The following is a 17,428-nucleotide window of genomic DNA, read 5'->3' on the forward strand; positions in this document are numbered from 1 at the left end:
TGTCATCCCTCCACCCTGCGGGAGAGCGGCCGCTGCGCATTACCGATGGACTCCTGTAATATTATCAATCCCTGCAATAATGCTTCGGGGCGAGGCGGGCAGCCGGGTACGTAGACATCCACCGGCAGGATCTGGTCTATTCCTTGTACTACACTGTAGATATCATACATTCCCCCTGAATTGGCACAAGAGCCCATGGAAATGACCCATTTAGGTTCGAGCATCTGGTGGTAGAGACGCAGAATCATCGGTGCCATCTTAATAAATACGGTTCCCGAGATGATCATCAGATCCGACTGGCGTGGTGAGCCGCGCATAATTTCGGCACCAAAGCGAGCGATATCATGACGTGGCGTGAACGCCGTCATCATTTCGACGAAGCAGCAGGAGAGGCCAAAATTGAATGGCCAGAGTGAATACTGGCGTCCCCAGGACACCGCCTCTTCTAGCTTAGTGAAAGCAGCGGTTAGAGATCCCTGTTTGTTTTGTCTGGACTCCATGACAAAGCTCCTTTGCGCCATTCATAAGCCAGGCCAAGCAACAGAACCAGTATAAAAACACTGGCACCTATTACTCCTGTCAAGCCTAATTCCCAATAGGCTACCGCCCAGACAAATAGAAATATGGCTTCAATATCAAATATCAGGAAGGATACGGCGATTACATAGAAGCGTACTGGAATCTGAGGACGTGCATCCCCAGTAGGAGGGATACCGCACTCAAAAGGTTGTTCCTTATCCCACTGTGGTCGATAACCACCCAGCCAGTGTGATAGACTCAGCAAACAAAGTAATGCGATCAGTACGAGTAGGCCAAATAGACCAATAACGGCAGCAGATTCCGAGTCTTGCATTTGGTCCCTCCTTCAACTTAAAGCGAGTTGTTAGATTGAGTCGTTCTGTCCTTTATCCTTTCAAAATTGAAACTCATTAGCAAAGCGCTATCAAAGCGCTATTCATGGAGATAGCTGGTGCGGAAAAAAATTCAGCCCAGTTTAGTTTTGTTACCAGTTATGGTAAGAGATAACAAATAGTCAGGCAATAATGCAAACGCATACATCATCTTGGAAACTGCCTTTAGAATAATTTATTCTTTGGTGGTAGGAGACTCTCAAACTCACCGCCTGCCTCAGGATTAGCTACAGAAAATCCAACCGCTGGAAAGGGATGCAGCAAGATTGTGTTTATGTATCAGAAATTGTGCCAGGAGATCATCAGTAAAAAGAAATTATTCTACTCAATGCAAAAACATTACCTGATAATGATAAATAATTCCATTGCTAAATCAAACATGGCGCCAGGGCGCGCCACAGGCGGTATCCACAATACGGCAAGGTGAAGCCGACCCAGTCAGTTTGGATTTAGCAATGAAATGACACTTGAAATCCGTCTTTAAGGGGTAATATCATTATGTCCATGCTCTCAATCAATCCCGTTAACGGGCAAACGATACAAGCTTTTCCCACTTGGCAGAGCGATACTATTAACGCCATCTTGCGCGAGGTGGAATCAGCGCAGAAAGGCTGGGCCTCGCTGCACATTGAGCAGCGAGCGGTTCATATGCGAAAGCTGGCACAGGTTTTTCGTCAGCGTCGCGATGCTTACGCCCATCTGATTACCGACGAGATGGGTAAATTACTGAAGGAAGCCAGAGCCGAGATCGACAAATGTGCCTGGGGATGTGACTATTTCGCTGAGCATGCCAGTACTTACCTGGCGGATGAAATCATTGCATCTGATGCCAGCCGTAGTCTTGTCGTTTATCAGCCCTTGGGGACCTTATTGTGCATCATGCCGTGGAATTTCCCTTTCTGGCAATTGATACGGGCGGCTGCTCCTGCGATGATGGCGGGTAATACGGTGGTGCTGAAACATGCCTCCAATGTGCCGCGCTGTGCGCTTGCATTGGAAGAAGCTTTTCGTGAAGCTGGATTTCCTGCGCATACTTTCCGCACCTTGATGATTACCGCGAACCAGGCTGAAACGGTCATTGCTGATAAGCGCATTGCTGCGGTAACGTTGACCGGCAGCAATGCGGCCGGACGCAAGGTGGCTGCCATTGCAGGTCATCATTTAAAAAAATGTGTGCTGGAGCTGGGCGGATCGGATCCTTTCATCGTACTTGATGATGCCGATCTTGAATTTACAGCAGCACAAGCAATGACTGCCCGTTTCCAGAATATGGGACAAAGCTGTATTGCTGCCAAGCGCTTTATTCTGATGGATACTATTGCGGATGCATTCGTACAGCGCTTTAAAATGTTGGTGAGTGAATTACGCAGCGGCGATCCCAGGGTAGAAACGACTACCCTTGCGCCGATGGCGCGTCCCGATCTGCGGGACGTTCTCCATGCGCAAGTTGAGCGTAGCCTTGCCATAGGCGCTACCCTCGTGATTGGCGGAGAATTTGTCGGTACCCAAGGTGCTTATTATGCACCGACTATCCTGGATCAGGTACGCCCTGGCATGCCCGCCTTTGATGAAGAATTGTTTGGTCCGGTAGCAGTCATGGTACGGGTTAAAAATGCTGAGGAAGCGATACGCCTGGCTAATCAATCACCATTTGGTCTGGGCGGAAGCGTCTGGACACGCGATGTGGCACGCGGTGAGGCGATCGCCCGCCAAATCCAGGCTGGCAGCGTTTTCGTCAATAGCATCGTGAAAAGTGATCCGCGTTTACCATTTGGCGGTATAAGAGAATCGGGGTTTGGGCGGGAGTTATCCTATCATGGCATTCGTGAGTTCGTGAATATTAAAACGCTGTGGATTGGATAGCGGTGCATAATAGACAAGTACCATCTCGGTTGCTGTCATACCATTGCTAAATCCAAACTGACTTGGTCGGCTTCATCTTGCCGTATGATGGATATTGTCTGCGATGCGTCTTCGCGCCATGATTGATTTGGAAATGGAATTATAAATTATCCACAGAGATCGGCGATACAAATTGGATCTGGGTAAATCTGCTTGAAAGCGCTTGTTCATCAGCTTTTACATCATGTTGCAGGTCAGCCTGATGAAATATCCGTATTAAACGCTTGACCGGGCTTTCAGCCAGGCAGAGAACTCTCTGCCCATCTCTGGATGAGCAGATGCCATATCGACACTGGCCTGGAGCAATCCCAGCCTGCTGCCACAGTCATAACGTTTGCCGTGGTAGCGATAAGCCAGTACTTGCTCTGAACCAAGCAGGGCTGCAATGCCATCAGTGAGTTGAATCTCACCTCCAGTGCCGCGAAGTTGTGCACGAATGTGCTCAAATACCGCTGAGGTCAGAATGTAGCGGCCAGCGATTGCGAGGTTGCTGGGGGCAATACTGGGGTGAGGTTTTTCAATCAAACCGGTGATCTTGATAAGATCGCGCGTCAGCGCCTCTCCTTGAACGATACCATAACGGTCGGTCTGATCCTGTGGTACTTCCTGCACCGCTAGAATGCTGCACCGGTGTTGACTGAAAAGGCTAGTCATTTGCTGCATGATAGGTGGATCGCCTACCATCAGGTCGTCGGCTAATAACACCGCAAAGGGTGCGCCGTGCACCAGGTGTTCGGCGCACAACACGGCATGCCCCAGACCGAGCGCCCTGGGCTGACGGATATAGACACACTCCATGTCAGCAGGCTTAACGGCATTGACGATCGCGAGTAAATCGTCTTTGCCGTGGGCAGCCAGTTCAGCTTCCAGCTCATAAGCCGTGTCAAAATGATCTTCAATTGCGCGTTTATGGCGGCCTGTCACAAAGATCATTTCACGTATGCCCGCAGCATAGGCCTCTTCTACTGCGTATTGAATAAGCGGTTTATCCACGACTACCAGCATTTCTTTCGGTGAGGCCTTGGTGGCTGGTAAAAAACGTGTTCCTAAACCAGCGACTGGGAAAATCGCCCTGGTGACAGCTTGCTGATGATAGTTATTCATAATGCAAACCTCAGAAAATGTTATTTGATATTAGCTTCATCCCTCCTGCATAGCGGGTAGAGAGAAAATGTAGTTCGTCGTAATTCCTTGCGCTAGTAAAGCAGAGTGCTGAAAAATGCATGAATACTTTTAGTTTATTACCTCGAGTGAGAACTATGCTCATGTTTATCTGCTGTATCATTGATGTGGCTGGGGCTGGGTTACGATGTTTACTTCGACCGTATGATCCTTGCGATCGTCGATCAGCGGAATGACCTTGTCAGGGCGTTCGATGCCATCTACTATCACGCGCATTACACTGCTCTGCGCAGCATTGCCGGCATCCGCTTGCGACACGGTGATATGGTAGACAGTCTCTCGATACCGGTAATGCAGTTTGAACGTTTGCCACGGCACAGGCAGGCAGGGAGCAAAATGCAGCTTGTCCACATCCAGCCTCAGGCCGAGCAGAGATTCTACAATGAGGCGGTACATCCAACCGGCGGAACCCGTGTACCAGCTCCATCCCCCGCGACCGGCGTGCGGCGAGACCGCATATACATCGGCAGTGACGACATAGGGCTCTACTTTGTAGATCGCCACATCTGCTGCCGATTTTCCATGATTTACCGGATTGATCATGGTCAGCAATTCCCATGCGCGCTGACTGTCACCCAAGGCTGCGAATGCCATTACGGCCCAGATAGCGGCATGGGTATATTGCCCGCCGTTTTCGCGCACGCCTGGAGCATAACCTTTGATGTAGCCTGGATCCAGACTTGATTTATCGAAGGGTGGGTTCAGGAGTTGGATTAACGCATAATCGTGCTGCACCAGTCGGGTATATACGGCGTCCATGCTCACGCGTGAATGTTTGCTCTCGCCCGCGCCGGAGAGTACTGACCAGCTTTGTGAGATCGAATCGATCTGGCATTCGGTGTTGGTGGCCGACCCCAGCACGGTACCGTTATCGAAATAGGCGCGGCGATACCATGCGCCATCCCAGGCATTTTGTTCGATACGTTGGCGCAATTGCTCGGCTTCGTGCCGGCACTGCTCAGCAAATGGCATGTCGCCTTGCTGTTGAGCCAGTACTGCGAAGCGTGTCAGCACTTTATACAGGAAGAAACCGAGCCAGACACTTTCACCCTTGCCCTGTATGCCCACCAGGTTCATGCCATCGTTCCAGTCTCCGGAGCCCATCAGCGGCAGGCCATGCTCGCCAAAGGCCAGGCTGCGCCGGATAGCGCGTACACAGTGCTGGTACAGGCTGGCTGATTCGGTAGAATGACCTGGCAGGTCATAATACGAGTCTTCCTCAGGATTGACCGGGCGGCCTTCAAGAAATGGAACGGATTCATCCAATACTCCGGTGTCACCGGTACTCAGCACATAACGGCACACTGCCAGTGGCAGCCAGAGATAGTCGTCGGAGCAATGGGTACGTACGCCACGGCTCGACGGCGGATGCCACCAGTGCTGTACATCACCTTCTACAAACTGATGTGCCGCACACAGCAGCAAATGTTCACGCACGCGTTGCGGTTCGGCATGGATCAGCGCCATTACGTCCTGCAACTGGTCGCGGAAACCGAAGGCGCCGCCCGATTGATAATAGCCGCTACGTGCCCATAGGCGACAGGCAAGCGTTTGGTAGACAAGCCAACCATTAGCCAGTACGTTGAGAGATAGATCCGGGGTTTCCACCTGAACCGTGCCGAGGGTATGGTTCCAGTATTGCCATACCGCTTCGAGTGCAGCATGGGCTGCGGCCGATCCTCGAAAACGGTACACCAGATTACGCGCATCATCAGCCCCACGTCTGCCGGCCTGGCCCAGGCGGAAGATGATCTCGCGTTCTTGACCGTCGGCCAAGTCGAAGCCTACCTGGATTGCAGCGCAAGGATCCAATGCTGCCCCTACCTTGCCTGAAAGCCGTGTACGCGTCATTGCTGCCGGATTCCTGAGCGAGCCATTACGCCCAATGAATTCAGCACGATCGCAACTGATCGAACGATTGACTTCATCCACATCGAAGAAAGCCACCCGGCCTGCGAATTCCGTATTGTAAGGGTTCTGGGCAAACAGCGCACCGCTGCCGGGATCTACTTCGGTGATCACGTGCATGTTCGATTTCGGTCGCAAATCGCCCAGCACCCACTCCACGTAGCCGGTCGCGGAGAGTCGCCGTGGCCGCCCTGATGCGTTACGCACTTTCAATACCGAGAATTTGACTGCGGCATCCACAGCCACATAAACCCATACCTCTGAGACGATGCCGCCTTCAGTATGTTCGAACACGCTATAGCCGAACCCGTGCCGGCTGACATACGCATTCGCGCCGCGGCAGGGCAGGGGGGCAGGTGACCAAAAATGACCACTCTCCTCATCGCGCAGATAAAAAGCTTCTCCGCTCGTATCGGATACCGGGTCGTTATGCCAGGGCGTGAGGCGGAACTCATGTGCGTTTTCACTCCAGGTATAAGCCTGGCCGCTCTCGGAAATGACTGTGCCAAAATGCGGGTTTGCTAATACATTCACCCATGGTGCGGGCGTTACTTGTGCGGCTGTAGTGGTGATGACATACTCACGCCCGTCCGGCGTGAACCCACCCAACCCATTGCACAGAATGAGATCGCGCTGCGGCAACACGCTGCCATCAGGAGAATCCGCACGGTAACTTTGGCTCGACCGTAAGCGCGGTATTTGTACATCCTTCAGGCTGCGGCGGTTGACCTGTTCCTCCAGCGTTCCTCGGTTATCCGTTATGATTGCACGCGCAACCGATTGGAACAGAATACGGTCTTCGTTCGATATCTGTTCCGTGCGTCGCACGAAGATACCACCCGGTCGATCGATGACATGTGCTTCAGTGCCTGCTGCAATCAAACCGATAATTTGATCCTGGAGCGATTGCCGGTAACCGGCACGGTCCTCGTTCCAGATCACCAGATCTACCACCAGTCCTTTTAGACGCCAGTAGGCGTGTGCCTGCACCAGTTGACGCACCAGTTCGATATTGGCTGCGTCACCAATCTGCAGCAGAACGATAGGTAAATCACCAGAAATGGCATAGCTCCATAAACTGGATTGCCCGCGACGATTCTGCATCAGAATACTGGCTTCGGCACGAAGCAAGCTGTGGGCATAAATAACAAAACTGGCCAGACGCTCATAGAGTTGCGCATCGGGCTCGCTCGCATTGAGTTGGCGTAACACCACTTGGGCATGTGTCCAGGAAACATCAAAGACACGATCCGCAAGTCGTCTATCCTGATATCTTTGGATCAGGCCTAATGCGGTATCACGGGCCTCCCCTATACCGCTCACTATATCGATAGTGATAGTTTGTTCTGGATCGAGCGTAACGGCATAGCGGATGGCGGCAATCGGATCCAGCACTGAGCCTTGGCTGCCGGAAAGCGCCTCTGATGATGCACCGCTCAGTGCTTGCGGGTTAGCAGTGGTGTGGCCGCGTCCAATGAATTGCATGCGATCCGTCTCATAAGAGATGGCATCGATTTCTGCTCCGTGCCCTGTCATCATATGAAACAGCCAACATGTTTGCTCGGTAGCTGAGCGTGGCCGACGTGTGCATAGGATCGCGTGGCGTTCTTCGTCGATCGCAGTCTGCACGAATAACTTGCTGAAAGCCGGATGCAGCATATCAGCGGCAGGTACGGCAAGCACTACTTCCGCGTAACTGGTCATGGTGATGGTGCGGCGGCTATCGGTACGGTTGGTGATGCGCACGCGGCGCAGCTCGATATCGTCTTCTGGCGATACGGCAATCTCGGTATAAGTTTCGAAACTGCCACCGTCTATAGCATCGCGGCGACGAAATTCAGCGCGTCCCTCGGAGAAAATCACTTCGTAATGCTGCGGCTGTTTCAATGTCGGCTGATAGGCAGTTGACCAGATTTCCCCGCTGCGCTCGTCGCGCAGATAACAGAATGACCCCCAGTGGTCGCAAGTTGTGTCCTCGCGCCAGCGTGTGACCGCAAGATCTTTCCATCGACTATAGCCGCCGCCGGCGTTGGTGACCATGACATGATAGCGGCCGTTGGATAACAATTGGACTTGTGGCATTTGGGTATTAGCCGTGTTGAAAACACGAATGGGTGCTTCTTCGGCTTGGGGGGGCAGTCGAATGTCAGAAAATTGGGCTGCGCTCGGAAAAAATGGCGTGGCTCTGGGAATCCGCTCTTGGAGTAACAGCAAAGTCGCCTGGAACAGCGGCACTGACTCGAAACGTTTCTGCATTGGACGATCCAGCAGATGATAGGCTAGGGAGAGCAGACTCATTCCCTGGTGGTGTGCCATGTAAGATCGTACTACTGTGCTCGATTGCCGACGTCGTTGACGTGAAGGGGTGTAATCAATGGCTTCATAAAAGCCGAACTTTCCTTCCAGTCCTATCACAGCGAGTTGCTGCAGATTCAGACACGCCGCCTCGGGTGCCACCATCAACGCCAGTACCGTGGCATACGGAGCAACGACCAGGTCCTCAGCGAGTCCGCGTTTGAGTCCCAGGCCAGGCACGCCAAATGCCCGGTACTGGTAGTTGAGATGGACGTCGACCAGATTGTAGCCAGATTCTGACATCCCCCACGGTATGCCGCGCTGCCGCCCATACTCGATCTGCCGTCTCACTGCTCCCTTATAGGTCTGGTCAAGCAATGTATTATCAAAGGTGGGCATTACCAGGAGCGGCATCAGGTACTCGAACATTGAGCCGCTCCACGATAAAAGCACCGGTTCGCCACCAGCAGTCGTGAGCAGGCGCCCGAGGGCAAACCAGCTCTCCTGCGGCACCTGCCCCTGTGCGATCGCGACAAAGCTCACCAATCTCGCTTCCGAAGCCAGCAAGTCATAGTAGCTTGCATCCCGCCTTAGTTCATCCACATTGTACCCAATCGCTAGCAGACGCGATGATTTGTCATACAGAAAGTCATACGTCATGCATGCGAGCTCGCTTGACTGCATGGCAAGCCGTTTGACAGTCTCAATTCGTTCAGTGGCGCGGCAGCTGGCTTGAGTGATGCAGTGCTTAAATGCGTGTAACCACTCGCTTTCTACGGATGGTATAGTGTCCACAAGGGACGCATCGAGTTGATGTTCAATTGTCGACAATAATTTATCTTCGATGTTAGCCAATTCCTGCAGCGTTGGGATTGCGGTGAGGCCGAAGTTATCGTCAAGCCCGCTCGGTGCGGCTGGCAGCGCCAGCCAGGGGGCGAGAAAGGTCAACTCGTCGAGCGCCGCGCGGCATTGCCGCACCAGTGCATGCGCCCACCAAACCACATCACTCTCAGAGGTTGTCTCAGAGATGACTGAGCTGGCATGATCCAAGATCGGATGGTGCGTGGACTCTTCATCTGTTTCCAAGTACCCTTCGGTTGTTGCATCCCGTTTTTTTGGGGTTGCTGCCAGCGCGCTACCTGTTTGAGGCGGTTTCTGAGCGACAGCTTCTATGTTGTCGGCAAACTCCTCCGCGCGTTTCACCAGTTGGCCGAGGCGCTGCCATGCCAATGCGAGCGTAGTGGGGGGGGAGCTATAGGCAGATTCGACATCCGCCTGCAGTGCAGCAAGTAGCTCTGACCGGGTGTTGCCTGCTGCGTCCACCAGAATTCCGAGCGTATCGTGGAGTCCATAGAACCAACGCGTGCTGAGGATGTTATCCTCGGCAAGCGTAAGCAGACCCGACTGCAAGGTCAGCAGATGGCCGCCAAGGTTTCCACTATCCACCGTCGAAACATAAGCTGGATGCAGCGGTTTCAATGATTGCGTATCGTACCAGTTGTAAAAGTGGCCACGATGTCGCTCCAGCGTTTGCATGGTGTCGAGAGTATGCGCCGTGCGTTCGATGAGCTGCCCAGCTGGAATGTAGCCGAAGTCATATGCAGATAAATTCGCGAGTAGCGCCATTCCCATATTGGTCGGAGAAGTACGATGTGCCACGGAGGCGCCGCGATACTCTTGATAGTTGTCCGGCGGCAGCCAATGATCTCCCGGGCCAACAAAAGTCTCAAAGAATGCCCAGGTTTTGCGCGAAATCTTGCGCAAGAAGGCGATCTGCGCAGCCGCCAGTCGTGCCTCGCGGCGCGCGAGGGGTTGGCCGGTCCACCAGACAATCACGGGTGAACCTAGCCATAGCAGCAGGATGGGTACTGCTACTATGAGTGCAGCAGGCTTGAATAACAGCAGATAAAGTATCACAGCTATGGCAATCAACGGGACAATCCACATCATGCGCAAAGCGGCGGCGAAATCCGTACGGCTAGTACGTGCGGCTTCACCCGACGGGTTCCATTCGAGCAGCCGTCTGTGGGTAAACAGCATACGCCACGCTGTACGTACGATTGCATCCAGGCTGAACCAGGCTTCATACGGAAGGCATGTCAGGGTAAAGGCCGCTTGCGCCAGGCGTTGACTGGCCGTGTCGAGTGTAGCGATAAGATGTTGTCGTAATGGTACATCACGCGGCTTGTGAAAGAGCTCCGCCCCTGATGTGACCAAAGGTGGAATGAGGAGTATACCGATTACTGCCAGGGTCCAGAGCAAGGGTGAGGCAAGCACCACCCAGCCTAGCAACAGTAACAGCATCAAGGCTGTCGGCACGAGACTGCGCCGCAGGTTGTCGAACAGTTTCCATCGCGACAGACACGAGAGCGGGTTCTTCAGTTCATGTTTATCAGGACCAGGAACACGCGGCAACAACCAGCCCAGCAATTGCCAATCGCCACGTATCCAGCGATGACGTCGGCTCACGTCCACGCTGTAGTGCGCAGGGTAATCCTCATACACATGTACATCGCTCAATAAGCCGGCACGCGCATAACATCCCTCCAGCAAATCGTGGCTGAGAATCTTGTTCTCGGGAAAGCGCTCATTTAATGCCCGCTCGAACATATCCACATCATAGATGCCCTTACCGATAAACGAGCCTTCGCCAAACACGTCCTGGTAGACATCGGAGATGGCGCGGGTATAGGGGTCGATGCCGGCTTCACCCCCATACAATTGCGCATAATGCGAGCGATTAGTCCTTTCCACGCTTACGCTGACGCGCGGCTGGAGAATGCCGTAGCCCTCTTGCACGCGCTGCCGTTGTTCGTCATAGCGCGGGCGGTTCAGCGGATGAGACATTGCAGCCACAAGCTGCCGTGCGGCATCATGCGGTAGCTGCGTATCTGTATCCAAAGTGATGACGTACTTAATATTCGTGAGGCAAGTGGCATTACCGACAATGCGTGAGAAACGGTTGCCGGCATGGCTAAGCGTGATATCGCGCAGCAATGCATTCAGGTCCGCAAGCTTGCCACGCTTACGTTCATAGCCCATCCAGATGCGCTCTTGCGGATTCCAGCGGCGCGGGCGATGAAAAAGAAAGAAAATACTCTTTTCCACAGCGCCATATTTTGCATTCAACCCCTCGATTTGTGCTTGAGCTAACTGCAACAGCGGCTCGTCTTCAGCGAGCGTTTCTTCGTGTGCATCGCGAAAATCGGTCAACAAGCCGAAATACAGATTGTCGTCCCGATTCGCCAGAAAGCACACTTCCAGTGCCTCGACCAGATCGTCGACACTTTGCGGACTAGTGAGCATCGTCGGCACGATGATCAGTGTTCGCGATTGTGCGGGGATGCCGTTGGAAAAATCCATACGTGGCAGCAGATGCGGAGGCACGAACAAGGTTGCCAGCCAATTCACCAGAGTAAGTGCCAACTGGCTGGTGGACAGCAGTGCGAGGATACCGATCAGCAGCGAGAGTTCATCCGGCACATTCTGAGTATGAGCGATCGACATCAGGCTGGCGCTGAACAGCAGCGTTAGCAGCGTGATTAGACCGAGATACACGATCAATGCGTGCTGTGATCCTATTTTCGCGAGGGTATCAGCAACAGAGAAGCGCGCTTGTATCTTTGCCTCAAGTTTAGGTAGACCTCGGTCAATCAGGTAGAAGCCGACATGGGCAGCACGTTTGTCGTCATCTCTGTCATCTGAATGCACTGCTTGAGCTTCATGTGCGAGTTGGATTGCACTTTGTGCTATCTCGGTTTCAGTGAAGTAACTCCGCTTTGTAATCTTTTCGACAGCATGACGATAATGGTCGCGGGTGGCAAAATCCATCTTGCCATAGGTGCCATTCGGATCTTTGCGTAATATTTGCTCGACAATACTCATGCTTTCGACGAACTCACGCCAATCCATTCCACTTAGAACACGCAAGCTGCCGATGCTGTTGCTAATAGAAACCTGGTCAGCAGCCTGACGCTGGTGTCCCGATTGGATCAACTGCTCGATGGTCAGCCCCGATTCGGCAAGGACCTGCTCGATCCAGGTCAACGGTAATGACAGGGAGAGGCTGTGTCCTTGCAGCCGACGCGTAAATTCCGATATGAATGAAGTCGACATCGGCGGCTGTGAGCGCGCCATGTCCGCGATTATCAGCACCAGACTCTTCGGATCCGTCTCTGCGGCTACCGTCATTTGCTCTGCCCAGGCGCTAGCAAGGTCGCGCTCGATTCTATCGGCGGCGATGCGAATGGCAACACGCCGCAGGTTCTCAATTAACGCCAGTCGCAACATGATGGGGATAGCCCATAATTCGCTTAATTTGAGTGTGGTAACCGTCTGATAAGCCGTGACGAAACGATTGAGATTTTCCGAGTCCACTCGTCCATCCCCGTGCGAAATGATCTCCAGCGCGATATCATATACACGCGGCAACCCGGCCGAAGGACCATCCAATAAACGAGGTAATTCCCGGCTATACCCTTTAGGCATATGACGCCTGGCGGTACGGATCTGTTCTTCAACTAAATAGAAATTATCGAGCAGCCATTCGCTGGCTGGCGTGATCTGCTGGTTGGCTCTTACCGCCGTTGTGAGTCGTCTGCAGACGTCGATCAGGACCGCTTCATTTGCCGCCAACCGCTTTATCAGGTAATCGCGCGGGCGTTTCTGTGTCACTTTATGCATGCCAGCGAGATCCTTGCCGCGCTGTTCCATCTGATCTGCGCTAAGCAATTCCGAGCGTAACGGCGGCTCATTGAAGGCATCCTTTAGCGAGATGCCGCCGCGCAAATTCGTATTCAGTCGGCGCAAATATCGGAAGAAACCATGGTTATTGGTTTCCATTTAGAAATGGACTCCATTTTCGATAGGAATCTTTACGCCCATTCCCCGGCAATACCAACAATTTGATGAAGCAGAATCTAACATAGAGTCTCCTGTAAGAGTGCATAAATGGCTACGTTTAATCAATGCAGCGATCTACCGTCACTTGACTCACATGACATTCTTGACAGATATTACTTTCTTAATTTCATTGCCAAATCAAAATTGACGTTGTCGGCTTTGCCTTGTCGCATGATTGATACTGTCTACGGCTCGCCTTCGTGTCATATTTGATTTGGCAATAGAATAATATTACGAGCAACTTCGACTGCCTTGTTGATATCAGGTGGGAGGCTGACGAAGTCAGGCAAATATTCGCAAAAATCCAATTGAAGTATTGCAGAAATAGTGTGGTTAGTATGTGCGCTAGCACACAAAGCAAACTGTCCCGGCCGTATGGGCTATCGATAGATAGCTGTACGCTACGCATCAGGAGTCTGTCGGCTTAGTGACCGGTATAGTAATCGGTATCTTGGCAGTATGGCGCATTTTGCATATTTTCTGCGAAGGGCTTTCCTTCAAATCCGAATGAATCTATGGGATCGCAGGTAGAATATAGGAATATATGTATGGCCTTCTTTCAGGCAGGGTTTGTGTTAAATAGTGAGAATTGCAGCCAGCTGATTCGATTCTTGAATCCGTTCAATAACCATCCCTTTTTCTAACTCGAATTGTAAAATGATTCATGTACTTTAATAAGGTCCATTATTCTCTTTTCATTATCATAGTTTTTATTCGTGCGACCCCTAGCGTATTTGCCGAGACACAATGCCTGGCTAGTGATAACACTCCAGGGATTGGCGCTTTAGGCCGCATCGAGCCCCGCTCCCGCGTAATCAAGGTTTCCCATAATGCGGGCCCGGAAGGCGCTCGTGTGGAGCAGCTTTTTTTTCAGGAAGCTGATCAGGTCAAGTCGGGTGACAAGCTCGCAGTACTTTCGGATCATAGTAAGAAAAAGGCCGAAGTGGCAGCTGCCAGAGCACGCGTCAAGTCGCTGGAAGCTCAACGGATCGTCGAGCAGGTCGCGTTGACTTTCAATAAAAAGGAACATTTGCGCTATCAGTCACTTGAGCAGGATTCTGCTGCTAGTGCCTCACTTGCCGATGCCAAACGTTTGGCACTGGAACAATCTGAAGCGAATCTTAAACGCTTGGCGGCCGAAATCGCCAATGCACAAGCGGAAAAGAAGATCGCCGAAGCAGAACTGGAAAATATGCTGATTTATGCCCCCATTTCCGGCACTATTTTAAAGATTCATACCTGGCCGGCTGAAAGAATCGGAGAGAATGGCTTGCTGGAAATAGCGGATTTAACCCAGCTCGATGTCGTTGCCGAAGTCTATGAGTCCGATCTGCTGCGTGTCCAGGCAGGACAGAAAGGCTGCATCCATGCCACTGGTTTCAAGCGGAGTTATCACGCTGAAGTTAGAGAACTCGGATTCCTTGTCAGGAAAAATGATTTAAATGACACGGATCCGCTCGCAGACCGGGATAATCGCATCATTGAAGTACGCCTGACGCTTGAACCTGAAGCCGTGACTGAGTTGCAGCACCAGATTCTCCGGCAGGTCTGGGTGCGGATTGCACCATGAATCTGGTTGCGTGGATTTATTTTCCAGCACGCCTGGCCTGGCGGCAGTTGATCTTTGACCGTACCAAACTGATTGCGGCTACCTGTGGCGTGTTATTCGCCTGTGTGCTAGTGTTCATGCAGCAGGGATTCAGAGATGCGCTCTATGCCAGCGCTGCTTCTGCTCCGGTAAAGTTAAATGGTGATTTGTTTCTGATGCATAAACAAAGTGAAGCGATGTGGCGTCCGGTCCGCTTCAAACGCAGCGAACTGATGCGTGCATTGGGGCATCCAGCAGTTGCTGAGGTTTATCCACTCTATCTAGGGCTAGCGCCTTTTAAAAACATCGAAACCCGTAGTAAAAGAACATTGATGGTTTACGGCTTTGATCCGGATTCCCTGATCTTTGGTATCGAAGAGATTAAAAATAAGCGGACTGCATTGCGGCTCAAAGATACCGTGCTGTTTGATGAATATTCCCGTCCCGAGTTTGGACCGATGCGTCAATTGCTGGAAGCCGGCCGGAATGTGACAGAAGTAAATGATTATAAAATCACCGTCATTGGATTTTTCCGGCTGGGCGTTTCATTTGCCGCTGACGGCAATATCGTCACGAGTGATCTGAATTTTATGCGTATTTTTCCAGACAGAACGCGCAATGATATCGATTTAGGGGTCATCAAGCTATATGCTGGCGCATCGATAAAACAGGTGCAAACCGAGCTGATCAGTCAGCTGAATGAGTTCGTCAATATTTTTACCTACGACGAGTTACTGCAAAATGAAAAGAATTACTGGGCAAACATGGCCCCCATTGGCTTTATTTTTGGTTTTGGCACGGTGATGGGACTGGTAGTGGGCCTGGTCATCGTCTATCAAATCCTGTTCACGGATATCACCAATCACCGTCATGAGTTTGCAACGCTGAAAGCCATGGGCTATGAACATGGTTATTTTATCCGTGTGGTGTTTGCGTCGGCCTTCTTTCTGGCTATCCTGGGTTTTATTCCCGGCTATCTTTTTTCTCTCGGCTTATATCACCTGGCTGAATCCCAGATATTTATGCCGATGCCGATGACTTTTACTAAAGCCGTGACCGTGTTCCTGTTTATTCTTTCCATGTGCATGACCGCGGGGTTCCTTGCAATACATAAGTTGAAAGCAGCCAACCCAGCCGATATGTTCTGATGTCCCATGTCATTGATGTGCATGACCTGAATTTCAGCTTTGGCAGCGGCGCGCTCACGCAGCCTGTCCTGAAAAACGTCACCATTTCCATTCAAAAAGGTGAGATTGTACTGATGACGGGTCCTTCCGGTTCAGGTAAAACGACATTCTTAACCATTATCGGTGGCCTGCGCCAGGCTTATCACGGCAGTGTGAGAGTGCTCGAGCAGGAATTAATTAACAGTAGCGAGCAGGTTAAAGTAAGCATCCGCCAGCAGATCGGCTACATTTTTCAGCAGCATAATCTGCTTAAATCGCTCACTGCGCAGCAAAATGTCAGTATGGCTCTTGAGATGCAAAACAGCATGACTGAGCAGCAGAGGCTTGATCATGCCGCAGAAATGCTGAGGGCGGTAGGGCTCGGTGCGCGGCTCAATTACAAACCAGATCAGCTGTCGGCGGGGCAGTGCCAGCGTGTCTCCATTGCCAGGGCTCTGGTAGGGCAACCCAAGATCGTGCTGGCCGATGAACCCACCGCCTCGCTGGACAAGCAAAGTGGACATGAGGCTGTCACGATACTGGAACGATTGGCCAAGGAGTCGAAAACCACTATTCTGCTGGTGACGCATGACTATCGTATTCTGGATATGGCTGATCGGATAGTGGAGTTGGAAGATGGGGTGATTAAAGAAAAGTAGCAAGGCGTGGTTCCATTAGAAGTCATACTTGAATAGCTTAGAGAGAAAATAAAGAATGTCTGGCTACTCTAACTGAGAATTGATTTAAGCAGTAAATAAATACGTCGGCTAGCGTTACGATAAGATGCAATTCAATTTTATAAAGGCATGGACGCTATAACTTAACCAGTTAAGAACGATTCAGAATGTATCGCATTTAAAGAGTATATCGACGGTTTAGTTGTTTACGCAGTGTTTAGCACAGCGCCTATTTGTGTTCGATAGGGCCACCCGGTAGGGCGTAATAACCATCGGGCATTGTGCCGTATATGCTACCTTACCATCTGGTGCAATGGATTACACTTATTGCATCCTACCAGCTAAATCAAACATGACATTGCCGGCTCTTCTTGCCGGCAATGTCATGTTTGATTTAGAAATGGAATAAGTAATAGAATTCCTCCTTTTTTCTATATTTCTAAATCCTATTCATCTCACATAATGAGTTGGTCATTATGCACATATACCGACAATGGGCCTTCATTGCAGGCCCTCTGCTTGCAGCAGGGCTTGCAGCAAGCATGAGTTTCTACGGCTGGGATGCCAAAGCCTGCTGGACAGGTATAGTGGTAATGCTTTGCGTCATCTGGTGGATTTTTGAACCTGTGCCGATCCCTGTTATAGCATAACCAGATAATTTTGATTATAATGTAAAGATGGCATATTCATTAGATTTCCGCCGTAAAGTCCTGTCTGTCCGAAAGAAAGAAGGACTTACGATAGCCGAGGTGGCGGCCCGGTTTGATGTTGGCGTGGCAAGCGTGACGCGCTGGGTTAAGAGCATCCATCGTAAACCTCAAGGGTTTCGCCAACGCAAGATTGATCTTGAGGTATTGCGCCAGGATGTTCGCGATTATCCTGATGCTTATCAGTACG

The 17,428-nt window shown here is 51.5% G+C and carries 10 protein-coding genes; 6 read left to right on the forward strand and 4 right to left on the reverse strand.

Annotated features, from left to right (window positions below; all coding sequences use genetic code 11):
* Nucleotides 1-2: 2 nt before the first annotated feature.
* The gene (locus BM283_RS07675; protein WP_090691655.1) at nucleotides 3-521 is read right to left on the reverse strand and encodes an NADH-quinone oxidoreductase subunit B; all 519 of its coding nucleotides are present in this window, start codon (nucleotides 519-521) and stop codon (nucleotides 3-5) included.
* Nucleotides 467-853: an NADH-quinone oxidoreductase subunit A gene (locus BM283_RS07680; protein ID WP_090691658.1), complete on the reverse strand. Its 387-nt coding sequence runs from the start codon at nucleotides 851-853 to the stop codon at nucleotides 467-469. Before BM283_RS07680 ends, BM283_RS07675 begins: the two co-directional genes overlap by 55 nt.
* 556 nt (nucleotides 854-1,409) lie before the next feature.
* Here BM283_RS07680 and BM283_RS07685 point away from each other — a divergent pair.
* A complete protein-coding gene (locus tag BM283_RS07685) occupies nucleotides 1,410-2,774 on the forward strand; it encodes an NAD-dependent succinate-semialdehyde dehydrogenase (protein WP_090691661.1) in 1,365 nt (454 codons plus the stop codon).
* Between the two features lie 255 nt (nucleotides 2,775-3,029).
* Here BM283_RS07685 and galU read toward each other — a convergent pair whose 3' ends face one another.
* Nucleotides 3,030-3,917 (reverse strand): UTP--glucose-1-phosphate uridylyltransferase GalU, encoded by an 888-nt coding sequence (galU, locus tag BM283_RS07690; RefSeq protein WP_090691664.1) that lies wholly within the window; start codon nucleotides 3,915-3,917, stop codon nucleotides 3,030-3,032.
* Between the two features lie 177 nt (nucleotides 3,918-4,094).
* Entirely contained in the window at nucleotides 4,095-13,040 is an 8,946-nt protein-coding gene (locus BM283_RS07695; protein WP_090691667.1) for a glycoside hydrolase family 94 protein, read from the reverse strand.
* 724 nt (nucleotides 13,041-13,764) lie between these two features.
* On the opposite strand from BM283_RS07695, the gene BM283_RS07700 reads away from it, so the two are divergent.
* From BM283_RS07700 to BM283_RS07715, 5 genes are all read left to right on the forward strand, one after another.
* Complete coding sequence (locus BM283_RS07700; RefSeq protein WP_090691671.1) at nucleotides 13,765-14,670, forward strand: HlyD family efflux transporter periplasmic adaptor subunit; 906 nt, start codon at nucleotides 13,765-13,767, stop codon at nucleotides 14,668-14,670.
* A complete protein-coding gene (gene devC / locus BM283_RS07705; protein WP_254776273.1) occupies nucleotides 14,667-15,836 on the forward strand; it encodes an ABC transporter permease DevC in 1,170 nt (389 codons plus the stop codon). Before BM283_RS07700 ends, devC begins: the two co-directional genes overlap by 4 nt.
* On the forward strand, nucleotides 15,836-16,513 hold the full coding sequence (locus tag BM283_RS07710; protein ID WP_090691673.1) for an ATP-binding cassette domain-containing protein: 678 nt from the start codon (nucleotides 15,836-15,838) through the stop codon (nucleotides 16,511-16,513). The genes devC and BM283_RS07710 overlap by 1 nt, the downstream gene beginning before the upstream one ends.
* A gap of 494 nt (nucleotides 16,514-17,007) precedes the next feature.
* Nucleotides 17,008-17,181: a hypothetical protein gene (locus BM283_RS18030; protein WP_175492065.1), complete on the forward strand. Its 174-nt coding sequence runs from the start codon at nucleotides 17,008-17,010 to the stop codon at nucleotides 17,179-17,181.
* 27 nt (nucleotides 17,182-17,208) lie between these two features.
* Nucleotides 17,209-17,428: IS630 transposase-related protein (locus BM283_RS07715; RefSeq protein WP_217646475.1), on the forward strand; the 220-nt coding region annotated here is incomplete at its 3' end.

Source organism: Nitrosomonas sp. Nm34, assembly GCF_900113925.1.
In the GTDB taxonomy this organism is placed as follows: domain Bacteria; phylum Pseudomonadota; class Gammaproteobacteria; order Burkholderiales; family Nitrosomonadaceae; genus Nitrosomonas.

Excerpts from the sequence above, each read along its gene's own strand:
- BM283_RS07675 (WP_090691655.1), bottom strand. The coding sequence starts at position 521 with ATGGCGCAAAGGAGCTTTGTCATGGAGTCCAGACAAAACAAACAGGGA.
- BM283_RS18030 (WP_175492065.1), top strand. The coding sequence starts at position 17,008 with ATGCACATATACCGACAATGGGCCTTCATTGCAGGCCCTCTGCTTGCA.
- BM283_RS07680 (WP_090691658.1), bottom strand. The coding sequence starts at position 853 with ATGCAAGACTCGGAATCTGCTGCCGTTATTGGTCTATTTGGCCTACTC.
- BM283_RS07710 (WP_090691673.1), top strand. The coding sequence starts at position 15,836 with ATGTCCCATGTCATTGATGTGCATGACCTGAATTTCAGCTTTGGCAGC.
- devC (WP_254776273.1), top strand. The coding sequence starts at position 14,667 with ATGAATCTGGTTGCGTGGATTTATTTTCCAGCACGCCTGGCCTGGCGG.
- BM283_RS07685 (WP_090691661.1), top strand. The coding sequence starts at position 1,410 with ATGTCCATGCTCTCAATCAATCCCGTTAACGGGCAAACGATACAAGCT.
- BM283_RS07695 (WP_090691667.1), bottom strand. The coding sequence starts at position 13,040 with ATGGAAACCAATAACCATGGTTTCTTCCGATATTTGCGCCGACTGAAT.
- BM283_RS07700 (WP_090691671.1), top strand. The coding sequence starts at position 13,765 with ATGTACTTTAATAAGGTCCATTATTCTCTTTTCATTATCATAGTTTTT.
- galU (WP_090691664.1), bottom strand. The coding sequence starts at position 3,917 with ATGAATAACTATCATCAGCAAGCTGTCACCAGGGCGATTTTCCCAGTC.